Annotated in this window: 13 protein-coding genes and 1 tRNA gene; 9 read left to right on the forward strand and 5 right to left on the reverse strand. The window is 39.7% G+C overall.

Annotation, left to right across the window (positions count from 1 at the left end):
- The 5 genes from C427_RS10010 to C427_RS10030 all read left to right on the forward strand — a co-directional run bounded on the left by C427_RS10010 (nt 1) and on the right by C427_RS10030 (nt 7,913).
- The gene (locus tag C427_RS10010; protein ID WP_007636456.1) at nt 1-594 is read left to right on the forward strand and encodes a hypothetical protein; all 594 of its coding nucleotides are present in this window, start codon (nt 1-3) and stop codon (nt 592-594) included.
- A complete protein-coding gene (locus tag C427_RS10015) occupies nt 594-1,199 on the forward strand; it encodes a hypothetical protein (RefSeq protein ID WP_007636454.1) in 606 nt (201 codons plus the stop codon). Before C427_RS10010 ends, C427_RS10015 begins: the two co-directional genes overlap by 1 nt.
- Entirely contained in the window at nt 1,199-5,290 is a 4,092-nt protein-coding gene (locus tag C427_RS10020; protein WP_007636452.1) for a phage tail protein, read from the forward strand. Before C427_RS10015 ends, C427_RS10020 begins: the two co-directional genes overlap by 1 nt.
- On the forward strand, nt 5,287-5,925 hold the full coding sequence (locus C427_RS10025; protein ID WP_007636450.1) for a hypothetical protein: 639 nt from the start codon (nt 5,287-5,289) through the stop codon (nt 5,923-5,925). Before C427_RS10020 ends, C427_RS10025 begins: the two co-directional genes overlap by 4 nt.
- 578 nt (nt 5,926-6,503) lie before the next feature.
- Nucleotides 6,504-7,913, forward strand: coding sequence for a hypothetical protein (locus tag C427_RS10030; protein ID WP_007636449.1), 1,410 nt, complete (start codon nt 6,504-6,506; stop codon nt 7,911-7,913).
- 283 nt (nt 7,914-8,196) lie between these two features.
- Here the strand turns inward: C427_RS10030 and C427_RS10035 are convergent.
- The 5 genes from C427_RS10035 to C427_RS10055 all read right to left on the reverse strand — a co-directional run bounded on the left by C427_RS10035 (nt 8,197) and on the right by C427_RS10055 (nt 11,850).
- A tRNA-Val gene (locus C427_RS10035) sits at nt 8,197-8,273 on the reverse strand.
- Between the two features lie 120 nt (nt 8,274-8,393).
- Nucleotides 8,394-9,398, reverse strand: a complete 1,005-nt coding sequence (locus C427_RS10040; RefSeq protein ID WP_007636447.1) for a DUF3080 domain-containing protein — start codon at nt 9,396-9,398, stop codon at nt 8,394-8,396.
- A gap of 2 nt (nt 9,399-9,400) precedes the next feature.
- A complete protein-coding gene (locus C427_RS10045) occupies nt 9,401-10,144 on the reverse strand; it encodes a pteridine reductase (RefSeq protein ID WP_007636441.1) in 744 nt (247 codons plus the stop codon).
- Nucleotides 10,145-10,254: 110 nt separating this feature from the next.
- The gene (locus C427_RS10050) at nt 10,255-11,136 is read right to left on the reverse strand and encodes a fructosamine kinase family protein (protein WP_007636439.1); all 882 of its coding nucleotides are present in this window, start codon (nt 11,134-11,136) and stop codon (nt 10,255-10,257) included.
- A gap of 72 nt (nt 11,137-11,208) precedes the next feature.
- A complete protein-coding gene (locus C427_RS10055) occupies nt 11,209-11,850 on the reverse strand; it encodes an START domain-containing protein (protein ID WP_015430775.1) in 642 nt (213 codons plus the stop codon).
- Nucleotides 11,851-12,026: 176 nt separating this feature from the next.
- On the opposite strand from C427_RS10055, the gene thrS reads away from it, so the two are divergent.
- From thrS to rplT, 4 genes are all read left to right on the forward strand, one after another.
- Nucleotides 12,027-13,940 (forward strand): threonine--tRNA ligase, encoded by a 1,914-nt coding sequence (thrS, locus tag C427_RS10060; RefSeq protein WP_007636432.1) that lies wholly within the window; start codon nt 12,027-12,029, stop codon nt 13,938-13,940.
- Nucleotides 13,941-13,978: 38 nt separating this feature from the next.
- A complete protein-coding gene (gene infC, locus C427_RS10065) occupies nt 13,979-14,506 on the forward strand; it encodes a translation initiation factor IF-3 (protein WP_007636430.1) in 528 nt (175 codons plus the stop codon).
- A gap of 116 nt (nt 14,507-14,622) precedes the next feature.
- The gene (gene rpmI / locus C427_RS10070; RefSeq protein WP_007636428.1) at nt 14,623-14,820 is read left to right on the forward strand and encodes a 50S ribosomal protein L35; all 198 of its coding nucleotides are present in this window, start codon (nt 14,623-14,625) and stop codon (nt 14,818-14,820) included.
- Nucleotides 14,821-14,836: 16 nt separating this feature from the next.
- A complete protein-coding gene (gene rplT, locus C427_RS10075) occupies nt 14,837-15,193 on the forward strand; it encodes a 50S ribosomal protein L20 (protein ID WP_007636426.1) in 357 nt (118 codons plus the stop codon).
- Nucleotides 15,194-15,699: the final 506 nt, after the last annotated feature.

The raw sequence follows: 15,699 nt of genomic DNA on the forward strand, positions 1-15,699 counted from the left end.
ATGACCTTTAGAATTAGCGAATATTCAAAGATAGAGATCACGCAAGTTGTGGACGTTCGCACGACTGCAAAAAACAAGTATAACCGCGCACGTATAGAGGGGCCAAACCGCGCATTCTGGCAAATAGACATTACAACACCGCCTTTACCTTATGCGGAAGCTATGGGCGTTGCGGCGTATTTGGACTCGTTAAAGGGCAGTTTAGAGATTATTGAAGTGCCTAACCCGTTGCCCGAACTAGCCACCCGCACAGGATTAACCACGCTGGCAATTGACGCGAAAGAAAGTAAAACAGTACAGATTAACGGCTTTAGCAACAACCAATCAGGCGCAGTGGTGGCCGGTGATTTTGTACAGCATTCAACTAGTCAAAAAGTACACCGTATTGTGAACACAGCAAACGCTGGCGCAACTGGTAATTTAACCGCAACGGTCACACCTGAACTTTACGCAGATACAGCAGCGGCCGGGGCTTTCAAATATGGGAACGCGGTTTCATTTCAATGTTGTCTTGATGAGTATTATTCAATGGAAGTTTTAGCATCAAAAGGCAAATTTGTTGTCTTTAATATTAGACTTTTGGAACAAGGTTAATGATCAGCGTAACAATATCACAGCGGGAAGCATTAAAAACGCGGCATAAGCGGATCCTTGTCTGCAGATTAAAACTAGGCAACGTTTTTTATTTTATTACTAACGATGATTTACCCGTTCTTTTTGGTGGCTACACTTATCAACCTTCTTATCTAAAAGATGTGGGTGAAATTGAATTAACCGGCACACCCAAAACCGAAGATACAAATATTGTGATCGATGGCACAGACTCGGTGTTTTTTGGCCTTATACAGTCCCAAAACTGGATGAATCAATCACTTATTGTTACCTCTCTTGTTTACGATGCAGATAACACGCTAATACTCTCTAAGGTGGCGTATGACGGCCTTATATCTGATTTTGATATCAGTACAAACGGTGAGTATGAATTGACCTTAAAAGTTTCGTCAATTTGGAAAGACTTTGAGAAAAATTCAGGTATTAAAACGAACTATCAATCTCAATCAAGGCATTACCCAACAGACACCGCATTTGAGCATTCAGCGAGAGCAACTAAAGCCAGTCCCTGGGGGAAGGAGTCAACAACGCGATCAGGTGGTGGAACAACCGATTACTACAGTAAATTTGACTTGGTGCAACCATAATGTCATTGATAAAAAAACTATTTAGCCCAATAACTGCATTTTTTGGCTGGCTAGCTCCTGAAGTCCCACGCCCTGAAATTGGAATTGATGTTTCACAAGCCAGCACAGATGCTTATATCCCTGTTAAGTACGGGCGCGGCTATGGCACTGGTGAAATTATATTCCAAGCGACCAATGACGCTGATAACGACGACATTAAAAACGATTTATTCCATCAAGTTATTGTGTGGGGCGAAGGTGCGTGTGGTGGTGTAACTTCAAACTATGTTGATGATGATTTATCTACATCAAGCCGCTTCAATGCGCCGAATAGTAAAAAATGGTTTTATGCTAATAACTTCTCTAATGGTATGGGGTCTTATGCGGATCCGCTTCTAGTCGCGGCAGGCTGGCGAACAGATGATACGTGTGAAGGCAAAATGTGTACATACACCCGATCAGAAATGGGCGGTGATGAAGTATGGAGCGGCCAGCCAAATCATAAAGCAGAATGGACAGGCCGTTTAATTTCTTCACCTTCTGGCGGCGCGGCTACTGCGTCTGAAAACCCTATACATCAGCTATATGATTACCTTAAAAACCCCATATATGGCAAAGGACTTAGCACTGATAGACTTGATGTGACGGCCTTTCAATCTCAACGTTTAATACCTGACACACTGGTTGAAACTTATCCTGGCAGCGGCGTAAACCGTAAATTGTTTACAAGTAATGTCTCACTCGATACTGGTACATCTGTACTCGATAACGTTAACACTCTATGCAGGGCAATGCGTTGTTTGCTGACCATTTCAAATGGCAAGTTAAAACCCATCATTGAGATTAATCAAGCAGCTGTTGATTTTCCCATCACTGATGAAGATTCGGGCTTGATTTCTTTTGGTAAAATCACCAACAGTTCAAAATCAAACCGATATAACCGGGTAACAACCACATATACGGACCCCGATGCTGGATGGACGAAACAAGAAGTAATTTACCCACCTGTTGGGAGTGCGTTAGAAACTCAATATTTATTAGAAGATAACGGCGTTGTATTAGAAAAAAGCAACAGCTTAGACACATGTATCTATTATCATGAAGCACTTCACAACACGAAAACGTTACTTGAAATAAGCCGCGAGCAATTACGGACCACTATTTTATACGGTGCTGAAGCTTCAATTTTAGAAGTTGGCGACATTATACCCGTGACTAGATTGGCGGCTGGTTGGTCTGCTAAATTGTTTAGGATTGAAAGCACCCGCGAAGATTTACACACCGGAGAAGTTGAACTTGTTGTGCGTGAGCATCAGCCCTACATTTACGACGATAACAACACAGGCGACAAGCCAAACATACCAGATACAACCCTCGCTTATAGCAGGCCAGCAACGCCTTTAAATGTCACTGTAACAGGCGTTTATAATAATTTTACTCAGGTTCAATTGACTTGGGACTCTACCACGCTAGATCATAGTATTACTATTGCTGACAGCACCGGCAATACCTTGATCACTGAGTTAATCAACCGTAAGACATACCAAGTATCAAATTTTTCTATTGGCACATATACAGTAAACATCAAAGCAATTGGCGGCTTAAGTAGAAAATCAGACAACTATAGTTTTACATTTAATGTTACTGCGCCACCTACACCAACCACAGCGCCAACAGTTACATCTAAACCAGGCTTTATAACCGTTCAGCCACCATTACCCAATTCAACCTCATTCATGTATGAATGGAGATGGTCAACGAGTGCAGACGCAACGAATATTGCCGGCGGTAAAAATATAGCCAAAACAATCAGTGATGTGACCCCTGATGTTACTTATGCCATTGAGTACAGATTAATCACACCTATTGGCGCGGGTTCATGGGAATTAGTATTAGTAAACGGAATTGAAAAACTAACTTATATTTGGTACGTCTATGCTGATAATAATGCTGGTGGAGGAATATCACTTGATCCAACAGGCAAAACACATTTCGGTATAGTTGGCGGCAAAGCATCACCTACGCCAGTTATTACAGATCCCACAATATTTGATTACTATGTTCAGCCATCAGGTGGCGCGGCTGCAGGGGATGGGATAACCGCCAGTTTAAGCAACGAATCTCATGTTGTGTCAACTAACACCGACGGCACAGGTGGAAGCTATGCCGGCGCATCATCAAGCCTTATTATTTTAATCGGTACAGTAAACAACACGTCGGATTATACAATTGGCGTTAGTACGAGTGCGGGGGTTACTGGCAGCTTAACTGGTAGCACCTATTCAGTTACCAACATGACCGCAGACACCGCCACAGTAACATTTACAGCCACGCGCACTAATTACCCCACACTAACCAAAATATTTACAATATCAAAAGCTAAGGCTGGGATACAAGGCGATCAAGGGATCCCAGGTAATACGGGTACCAATGGAGTAACCACATACACTTGGATCAAGTACGGTGATAATTCAGTCGGTAGTGGTTTAAGCAATAGTCCTGATAACAAAGAATACATCGGCCACGCTTACAACAAGACGACAGCAACCGAATCAACCAATCCAGCTGATTATGTTTGGAATAAAAGATATGGTGCTGGAACATTTACCTTAAGAAATAAAGGTAACACAGTTGTTGAACCGGGTCGGATAAGTAAAATTACAAGCGGTGGTGTTTGGAACGGCGGCGCTGAATCTAACGAAAGTTATATAACGCCAGTCACTTCGTTTAGATCGGGCACCAATGAAGTGGGTGGTATTATGGCGGGAATATCAAATGATTCCGGCGCAAGTACAACATACACAACAATTGATTATGCAATTTTCTTTGTATCTTTAAATCGAATATTTATTTACGAATCTGGTGTTAGCAAAGGGGAGTTCGGAACATTTACGGCCAGTGATGTTTTCAGCGTTATAAACAACGGTTTTAAAGTTAAATACTATAAGAACGGTGTTCTTTTTTACACGTCTTTAGCAATACCAAGCGGTCCATATCATTTCGATTCTTCCTTTTATGATATTACATCACTCGAAGACATTACATTCAGTGCAAGTGGTGAAGCAGGAAGCGCAGGGCCACAAGGTGTGCAAGGTCCAACTGGATCAAATGGGCAAGCTACTTACACTTGGATCCGTTACGGCACCGCGTCAAATGGCGGTACATCGTCAAATGACCCAGCAGGTAAAACTTACATTGGTTTTGCGCCTAATAAAACGACACCAACAGAGAGTACAAATAACGCTGATTATATTTGGTCATTAATACAAGGTGCCACTGGAAGAACTGGAAGCACAGGCCCAACCGGTTCAACCGGTTCAACTGGGTCAACTGGAAGCACTGGACCAACTGGGAACACGGGCGTTCAAGGGCCGATTGGCCCAAACGGTCAACCAACTTACATATGGGTTAAATATGCTTCTAACTCCAATGGCACTTCGGGTTTCACTGACACACCCAATGCAAGCACAACGTATATCGGTATTGCTCCAAATAAAACGACTTCGGCAGAATCAAACACCCCTTCTCAATATCTTTGGTCATTGTTTAAAGGTGCCACCGGAAATACTGGTTCAACTGGTTCAACTGGTTCAACTGGGTCAACTGGGTCAACTGGGTCAACTGGAAGCACTGGCCCAACTGGCCCAACTGGAAGCACTGGCCCAACTGGCCCAACTGGACCCGCCGGACCACCCGGACCATCCGGAGCAGATTCACCGGACGCTTATGTATATCGTGATTCAGACAGTAATAACTATAGTGGAGGAAGTCAAAGCTGGCAAAATTTTTTATATATCAATGTTAGCGCTTCAGAAACTTACAACTTCACATCTAGTGTAGATGTTGAAGCCTTTTCATTTGACGGTTCTTTTAATGATGTTCCTTGTGCAATTGAAGTTAAACTCTATAACGTAAGCTCAGGTAGTAACATTAAAACATCAAGATTTCCTAGTAGCGGATTTTCAAACAATCCAACTGGAACTTTTTCATTTTCAGGTTCAGGCGGCACTTCTGCATACCGCGTAAGAGTCAGAAAATTAAACAATCCTTCAGGAACAGCAAATGGTGGATATCTTCATGCCAGCGGTTGGTTACAGGCAGCATCACAATGATAAAAAATTTTACAGTTTTACGAGAAGATAACTCAATTAGAAATATTTCGTGTCCAGAAAACGAGATTGGCAATCAAATCGAAACAGGCGAAGTTATCAGCGATAAGTTTTACTCAAATGAACTTTATAAATATGACGGTTTCGATTTCATACTGAAATCAGAAGATGAAAAAGTATTAAGTAAAACATTAGCTAAACGTGTTAGTGAATTAGAAATCCAACTTTTGCAGGCTGGAATTGCGCTACAAAACCACAGAGAAACATATAAATCCATGTCTCGGAATGCTTGCGTTGATTTGATTAATCAAGCAGCGGGCAGGGCAAGAACCCGCGCAGTAAGCCAGGGCAATTTACTTGTGATGGAATACGAACGATTAATTATTCAGGTTAACACATGGATTGCAGCCGGTAGAGATTCGGCTGATGTACCGGGTATGCTTAATAGCTATGCAACCCATTCAGGCATGACCGCAACCAATGCCGCTGATTACATTGTCGCAGCTAGTGATGCATACGATACATTGCTTGCCAATACATATGATAAACGGCATCAAGGCGCGGCGGCAGTTAACGCAGCAACAGAAGATTATGCAGTAGTCGCACAAACATACATTGATTATTTAGACACCCTTTGACAAGTGCTAGGACTTCGCCCCACTGTTTAAAGCTTTGGCGCGCTTACTAGTCTATTACTTCACCTAATGTTAGCGGGTAATATACAGGGGCCAAACACCCCCGAAACCCGCGAAAGTTGGTTGGTTTATATTACCCGTTTCATGCGTAAGTTATTGAAATAAATCATTTGCAGTTCTGACTTGAAATCAGACGCAGGTAATATATATGCTATTTTTTATAAGGGCTATCCACTTAGGCCAACCAACTACACCATGTTGTGGTTTCCCACTTTTGTCATTTAGGTCTTGTTGCAGGAACAGTCATTGAGGTTTTGTGAAATATTTATCATATTCAGGGTAATACTAACCAAAATCTTCTATTCGTTTGTAGGGTAAGTTTAAGCTCTGATGAGCCAGGCAGGATATTAACCCGTACGACAGTAATGAGCGAAAAGCGGCCATACGACTGAATGAAAGTCTATTAACTCCAGAACGTTCATCTTGTGTTCTGGACTTTTCAACCATACAAGGTAATGTGGTTTATAAGGTTCTCGACCTTGTAAGGTCGCACTAATAAACTTTTACCTATAGGAAATTAAATGGACGTTAAGGTATTCTCACTAGATGCTCAAAAGAACAAAATCTATGATAGACGAACAAGGAAGTACTTTGATGAAGTTTATAAGTCTTACGCTTCTGGTTGTTATCGTTCTGCAACTGTAATGCTCTGGTCTGTTGTAGTTTGCGATATAATTTTTAAACTAAAAGAGTTAAAAGAGTTATACGCTGACAAAAGCGCAGAAAAAATTCTTTCAGAAATAGAAATAAAACAGAGAGAAGAGCCATATTCCTCAAAGTGGGAAAAAGAGCTGGTTAAGTTAGTTTTCGAAAGAACACAGTTATTAGATACTGCTTCAAACCACAAAATAATGATGATTCAAAATCACCGTAACTTGTCAGCACACCCTATAATTAATGATGAAGATACATTATTCGAACCAACTGAAGAAATGGTGAGAAGTGACATTAGAAATAGTATTGAAACTATTTTAAGTAAACCCCCATTTTTAACACAGAAAATTTTAACTACAATTGTAGAAGATTTAGAGGGAATTAAAGATCTCTTTCCTCGTGATATAACCCTATCAAATTATCTTAATGCAAAGTTTCTAAATAATCTAACAACCGATGTAAAAATAAAAATTTTCAGAGGTCTTTGGAAATTTTGCTTTAAGTCAGAAGAAGAAAAACCAAAAGAAAATAGAGGTATTAACTTGAGAGCGCTCAAGTTAATTTTTCAAAAAGACCGCGCAATAATAATTGAAGCAATAAAACATGAGACAAAATACTATTCTAGTATCTCTAAAGAAGAGGATGCTCTTAAATCATTAGTTGATTTTATGTCGGTTGAGCATGAAGTTTACATGGCTCTAGATGATTCAGCGACAGAACTTATTAAACAGGTTCTGAAAGAAAATTTTTCTTACTTTGGAATTGCTTTTTTCATGTATGAATCACCTGCAAAACATTTAAAAGCAATAACGAAATGGATTTGTGATAACTATTATAAAAAATTCGGTGACGACGGTAACTTCCTTAATCCAGAGCATTTAAAAAAATTGAAACAGGTTACTGAAGAGTTCGAGCTTGAAGAAGAATATAGAAATTTTGGAATTGCATGTTTTATTAACAGCTTTGATTTTAAAAGAGCCGATATATATTTTGATCGAGATATAGAGCCAAATTTAGAAAAATATGATGAAGACGCATTGAAATTTTTATTGGAAGGAACCAATAAAAACGCCCAATGTTATTGGAGAAATAGAGGAAAGAAAGATTCACTTAAAATACTGAGGGAAGCCAAAGGGAAATTTGATCATGATTTTGATTTCTCAATTTATGAGAATTTACCTACAGATAAAATGAACGATAAAATAGAAGTTGAAGTGAAAGATATAATGGAAGATAAAGTTGAAGTTGAAGTTGAAGATGAAGTAGGCAAGGCATAACAAGATACTATGGTTCGAACTTCTGCTTTTGGCACATTAGAGACGTTCAATAGCAACGTTGCTGACTTACATATTCAAATCAAAACCTATGTGGACTAATAGATCAGGTCAAGAGCTATTCAAAGAAATCCTAAAATAGGTAACGCTCGATTATACAAATTATTTAACTTAACCTTAACCCTTCATACGTCATAGATTGATAGTTTTTCGACAACTGTATTAGGTTACGGATAGGGTGCGGATAGGGACGTTTTTAGGGGGGTGGCCTGTAGGCCTTTAGAATTGGTACAACCGAGTGGACTCGAACCACCGACCCCTACCATGTCAAGGTAGTGCTCTAACCAGCTGAGCTACGGTTGTATTGATTGATATTCGCTTTAAAGACTAAGCTTCTAAGCGGCGCGTATAATAACGATGTGATTATTTATCTGCAAGTCCTTTTTTAGTTATATTCGTTTGTTTGCACAGCAATTGTACGAATTAGCGTTTACCTGGCTTGATATTGCAACGTTTGAAGAAATCTTGCCAAAATTGTATGTGTTGTTGCATAGCAATTTGATAATTTTCAAAACCTTGTTGATTAGACGCGTTGATATAATGTTTAAACTTGGGTGATAAATTGGGATGTGTCAGTATCTCTTCAAAAATTGGATTTAGTTGGTATTGGTAATGATTAATTTGGCTAGCAATAGGTTGGATTTTTTCGATGAAAAATTGCTGAAAAACATTACTTAGATATTCCGCTTTTTTGTTTGAACCGTTTCCGGAACATTGAAGTTTAACAGCGTGTTCTAAAAGCCATTCAGTCGCTTGATTTAAGTGTTTGGTTAATGTGAGTTGGCTTAACCATAATTTAGCGGGTAACGGATTGTTCATCAAATACTGCAAATGTTGTTCTAGTTCTGAACTGCTTATTTGTTTGTTTTGGTCAATATGAAGCAGGTAGTTGAGTGCGGATTTTGATTGGCTCAGGCCATCTTTTTGATTGCCTTCTACTAATCCAACGTTTGCGCTGAATCCTTGTTTTAATTCGCTGCTAAGTTGAATTAAGTCTGCCCACACCATCGGTAGCTGCTGTGTCTTGGTTTGTTGCCAAATTTTTAATTTCTCTCGCAACTTGGTGTCTGTGGTATCCATCAAACATTGTTGAAATGCGTCGAGCAATTGTCTTTCGTACATATAGCGAATTGAAGGTAATTGTAGATTGCCAAGGGAGGTGTTGCGTTCGGCAACAAGAGAATATAACTCACACTGTTGAAGTTTATAAAACTCGAAAAGCATGATTGTAGTGGCCGGAATGTCCTGTTTTAGCTCTCTAAGAGGCGGGTAGGGCGCTAGACTAATGGTCAGCTTGTCTTGGTTTTCTAGATTCAAAACGCTAGCCATACGCTGTTGGTATTCTTGTAAATGTTTTTGCAGCGTGTGGCTGTTGTCACAGCCCACGATAAAAATCATTAATAACAAAATAAACAGGTTATGGCGCACAGTTAACCTTTTGTATATGAAGAAATACTGCGTCCTCCATCAACTGCAATGATTTGTCCTGATACATACGTGGCTTCAATCAAGAACTTAATCGCATGGGCAATATCTTGCATGGTACCTAGTCGTTGTGCTGGCACTTGGTTTAGAATTTGTTGTTTATCATCTTGGTTCATTTGCATTTCTGGCCATAATATTGCGCCCGGGGCTACACCGTTTACACGTATCTCAGGTGCTAATTCTAAAGCTAAGGACTGCGTCATGGTGACTAGTGCTGATTTCGCCATGCAGTAAAGGGTGTGATCTTTTAAGGGCCTTGCAGCATGTATATCTACCATATTAATAATGGCTCCAGCATTTTGTGCCAATGCAGGCGCACAATATTGGGATAAAAATAACGGCCCTTGCATATTACTGCCAACCAGACTTTGCCAATCTTTTGTGGTGATAGTGCCAACGGGAGTCGGGTAAAACGAGGAGGCATTGTTTATTAATACATCTAAACGACCAAATGAATCTATGGCTTGTTGACCTACACGCTCAACGATGGATAGGTCAGATAAATCCCCTTGTACCAGCATTGCTGACTTGGTTCTGATTTGATTCAGTTCTAAGCATAGTTGTTCTGCTTCGAGCCTTGACTCGTTACAATGAACCACGATGTTTGAACCAAAAGAATGCAGATATTTTGCGGTGTGGGCGCCAATTCTTTTAGCACTGCCTGTTATTAGGGTGACGTTGTTTTCCATTTTACTCAAACTTCAGCTATTTAATATTAAAAATATATCTGAACAATACCAAAGAATAGAGTGGACTGAACTGGAAAGATCAACAACTCCTATCATTTGCCCAATGAAATCTATATATCTATGTTTTTAAGTGTGGCTTTTGCGCTGTCTAAATAATGGCCACCAAAAAGTAACGCATGGTTTAATACATGGTAAAGCTGATAAATAGGCTTACGGTATTCATAGTCATCCTCAAGTGGCCAAACGTGATTATAGCCTTGATAAAAGCTTTCAGGAAATCGACTGAATAATTCGCTCATGGCTAAATCTGTTTCACGATCACCATAATAAAAGGCGGGATCAAACAGCACTGGCAGATTTTTATGAAACCCTGTATTACCTTGCCAAAGATCGCCATGGAGCATAGATGGACTTGGGTTGTGCCCTTTGAGTAAGTTTTTGATAGACTCCACTACATTAGCTATGTTGGCCAGTTCATGGCCTTTTTCAGCTAACAATTGCAGCATGAATCCAATTCGTTGTTCCGCAAAAAAACAGTTCCATTTCTTTTGCCAGAGATTGGGTTGTGGGGTAAGTCCAATAAAATTATCTTCCTGCCACCCATACATTTGTTGGGTGTTATTTTTATGTAACTTTGCTAATACTTGCCCAAAATGAAACCAACTTTGTTCGTTGCCCTTTGTCATAGCGATATGATCTAAGACTAAAAAGCTATGACCAGACACCAAACCTGTACAAAAAACCTTTGGCACTCTAAATAGCTGAGTATTGCTAATGTGTTTTAGACCTTCAGCTTCAGCCTCAAAATTAGGTAGATGATATTTTTCGTTGGTTTTGACAAAAAATCGATGTTTGCCATCTGATATTTTATAAGCATTGTGGCTATCGCCAGAATTGACTTCACGAATGTCATCACAGATAAAATCTTGTTGAATACATTCACTGATTTGTTCACTAATAAAGTGCCACATGTTTACACCATAATTTGACATACTGTTGCCTAATTATGGTGTAAGTATCAAACTTGTATGGTTGATTTAGTTATTTGTATATAGGTTTTTATATCAATTAGTAATTTTAAGTGATTGATATTCATCTAACAGGATGACTTTGTTCAAATTTTGAAAGGTTTTAAACATGGATGTAATCAGTTCTTTATTTGCAATAAAAGTGGGTAGATTACCACCTGGGTTACCACTGCCAGTGTAAGTGATTTCAGTTCTTCCATTTCCTAGTGGACTCGCCTCCCACAGCCCATACATATTTTGCATGCGCACATACGTTGAATGCTCTGGTATTGAATCACCTTTATCTGATATTTCGATTTGAACAGTATTGTTTATAAATGTAGTTTTAGAATAAAAAATCATATCTCGGTCTTTCACTGGCCAAGGTGCAGCAAAAAAACTGTTTAATAAGCGCTCTGTAGGTGAAATTTCATCCAGTATTTTTACCTCAATGCAGTTGTGCATCCACTGTGGTGCAAACGCCACATCGTCTAGCAAGGCAACTAAGGAATAAGGATTTGCTTCGACAATGGTTTTAACCAATATTTCTTTGTAACCTAAATCAGATTTTTTGCTATAAATGCTAACATTATTTTTCTGTTTTTCAAGTTTCCAATCAACTGCCCAGCTAACCGTAGTGTTCAACAAAGCGCTTAAAACTAAGACGTAGACAGCAGTTTTTCTTGCTTTGCATTGCATCAGTAAACCTTATCTCGCTATAATACATAAAGTTGTTTTGATGGTAGCAGAACATCTTTTTTCAAAGCACCTTTTTTGGGTGTTTTTTATTTTTATTTATCGGTTTAAATTAAAACCGACTCTAAACATTCGCATGTGGCGCTTGGTAGGCGTCACCACTGCATAAGGATTTCGATATGCCCGTAATTACTCTTCCCGATGGCAGCCAACGCCAATTTGAAAATTCAGTCTCTGTATTTGATGTAGCCAGTGATATTGGGCCCAGTTTAGCTAAAGCCACCATAGCAGGTAAAGTGGATGGTGTACGTGTCGACGCACACGACCTAATTGAGAACGATGCTCAACTACAAATTATCACTGCTAAAGATGACGATGGATTAGAAATTATTCGTCACTCGTGTGCCCACTTAATTGGTCACGCTATAAAACAACTTTATCCAGATGTAAAAATGGCGATTGGTCCGACTATCGATAACGGTTTTTATTACGATATTGACATGGAGCACTCATTGAATGATGAAGATCTAGTCAAAATCGAAAAACGCATGTTGGAATTAGCAAAAACGAATTACGATGTTGTTAAAAAAGTGGTGACTTGGCAAGAAGCGCATGATGTCTTTGAAGCACGAGGTGAGTCTTACAAAATAAAGATCCTCGACGAAAATATAGATAAAGATGACAGTCCTGCTTTGTACCATCATGAAGAATACATAGACATGTGCCGTGGTCCTCACGTGCCTAATATGCGCTTTTGCCAGCACTTCAAATTAATGAAAGTAGCCGGCGCGTATTGGCGCGGTGATAGTGACAACAAAATGTTGCAACGAGTTTATGGCACAGCATGGGCAGATAAAAAACAATTAAAAGCTTATTTGAATAGATTGGAAGAAGCTGAAAAGCGCGACCACCGTAAAATTGGCAAAGCATTAGATTTATTTCATTGGCAAGAAGAAGCACCAGGAATGGTATTTTGGCACAATGATGGTTGGAGCATTTATACTGAACTTGAAAAATTTATTCGTGGAAAGTTACGGGAATATGATTATCAAGAAGTTAAGGCACCGTTGATGATGGACAGAACCCTTTGGGAAAAGTCTGGTCATTGGGATAAGTATGCCGAAAATATGTTCACCACGACTTCAGAAAAACGAGAATATGCGATCAAACCTATGAACTGTCCGGGTCATGTACAGATTTTTAATCAAGGTTTAAAATCTTATCGTGACTTACCACTTCGTATGGCTGAGTTTGGCTGCTGTCACAGAAATGAACCGTCGGGTGCATTACATGGCTTGATGCGTGTGCGTGGATTTACTCAAGACGATGCACACATTTTCTGTACAGAAGAGCAAGTATTGGCTGAAGTGGGAGGATGTATCGATTCTGTCTACGAAATCTACAAAATATTTGGTTTCGAGAGCATATCGGTAAAACTCTCTACACGCCCAGAAAAACGTGTGGGCAGTGACGAAGTATGGGACAAAGCTGAAAAAGAATTAGCAGAAGCACTGACCTCTAAAAATATAGACTTTCAGTACTTACCAGGTGAAGGCGCGTTTTACGGTCCTAAGATTGAATTTACTTTACATGATTGTTTAGACCGAGCGTGGCAATGTGGCACCGTGCAACTCGACTTTTCTATGCCAGGACGTTTGGGTTCAACTTACGTGGCTGAGGATGGAGAGCGTAAAGTGCCTGTTATGATCCACAGAGCAATATTAGGTTCTTTGGAGCGTTTTATTGGCATTTTGATTGAAGAATATTCTGGTCTGTTTCCACTTTGGTTAGCGCCGACTCAGGCGGTTGTGTTGAATATTACTGATAAACAAGCTGATTATTCAAATAAAGTAGTGAAAAAGCTAAAAGAAAGTGGAATTAGAGTCAAGTCGGACTTGAGAAATGAGAAGATAGGCTTTAAGATCCGCGAGCACACGTTGAAGCGTGTCCCATATTTGCTTGTTGTTGGCGATAAAGAGATGGAAAGTGGTGAAATTGCCGTGCGTTCGCGCAAAGGTGATGACCTCGGGAAAATGTCGATAGACGCGTTTATTGACAAAGCCATGTCGGAAGTTGACAACAAACATATCTGATTAATTTTGCGGAGGAATGACATATTAAAAGCGCTAACATGAAGGCTAAAGATTCGAATAAGGCTCGGATCAATGAAGAAATTACGTTAAATGAAGTACGTTTAGTCGGTAAAGAGGGGGAACCTTTAGGCGTAGTGTCTATCGGCGAAGCCATGGATATCGCGATACAAGCCAGCTTAGATTTGGTCGAAATTAGCCCTAATGCTGAACCGCCCGTATGTAAAGTAATGGATTACGGTAAGTTTTTGTTTGAAAAAAGCAAGACACTTAAAGAGCAAAAGAAAAAACAGAAGCAAATTCAGGTCAAGGAGATTAAATTTCGCCCTGGCACTGATGAAGGCGATTACCAGGTAAAACTGCGCAACCTGCGTCGCTTTTTAGAAGCGGGAGACAAGGCCAAAGTAACGATACGTTTTCGTGGACGTGAAATGGCACACCAAGAAATTGGCATTGAACAACTTAAACGCGTTCGCGCGGATTTAGAAGACATTGCCAACTGCGAATCTTTCCCTCATAGGGTAGAGGGTCGTCAGATGATCATGGTACTTGCCCCAATTAAGAAGTAGTTAAGGTCTACAAGTAGGATGGGTACTGCAACCCTGACTCACCTTGCTCTATATATGTAACTTAAACTTTGAGTGTCTGCAACACGATAAGTTATTAACAATGCGGAGTTTTAGCAATGCCTAAAATGAAAACACACCGTGGAGCTGCCAAGCGTTTTGTAAAAACTGCTAAAGGTCGTTTCAAGAGTAAACAGTCTCACTTGCGTCACATTTTGACCAAGAAGAGTTCTAAGCGTAAACGTCACTTACGTGGCAAAAAACTGGTCCATGCGGCCGACACTGCGTTAATTCAACGCATGTTACCTTACGTTTAAAACAGGAGACTAGAATATGGCAAGAGTAAAACGTGGTGTTGTTGCACGTGCCCGTCACAAAAAGGTACTAAAACAAGCCAAAGGATATTATGGAGCTCGTAGTCGAGTTTATCGCGTTGCTGTTCAAGCAGTAACAAAAGCAGGTCAATATGCTTATCGTGACCGTCGCAACAAAAAACGTACATTCCGTCAGTTATGGATTGCTCGTATAAACGCTGCCTCACGTCAAAATGGCCTGTCTTACAGCCGTTTCATCAATGGCTTGAAAAAAGCCTCTGTTGAAATCGATCGTAAGATTTTAGCCGACATAGCGGTACATGATAAAAATGCATTCGTTGCATTAGTGAATGCAGCTAAAGGTGCATTAGCATAATTTTTTAGCTTTTTTAGCTAGATTTTTTAATAAATAGTCTTAAGTTCTTTCAGGAAACGGCGAGCATGATGCTCGCCGTTTTTCTTTGTCAGGTTAGAAGACAGATTTCAGCTAGCGCTCGGTTTTTGCGTCTACGAATTACCCCTTACAATCATTATCAAGTGTAGAAGCTTCGATATTGTGTCATTTACGTCATCAAAATTAATCGTCTAACCGCCATGCGCGATAACTCAATTCACACCAACTTCTTTACGAAAATAAAATTCTCCTACGGTGCGTGTAACAATAATGAAGGTTTTATTATCTTTAGATTCTAGATTTGAGTCTAAGCGGTATTTGAATACTTATCTAAAAAGCATAAATAAACTGCGAAATAAATGGAGTTGATAACAATGATGTCTAATGTACTTCAGATAAATAACTGATATTTTTGGTAAATAACAATTATTTCAGTATTTGAAGCAGATAATCGTTAAATATATGGACTTTGTGGCAATTGTATCTAG

It is taken from the genome of Paraglaciecola psychrophila 170 (assembly GCF_000347635.1).
Lineage (GTDB): Bacteria > Pseudomonadota > Gammaproteobacteria > Enterobacterales > Alteromonadaceae > Paraglaciecola > Paraglaciecola psychrophila.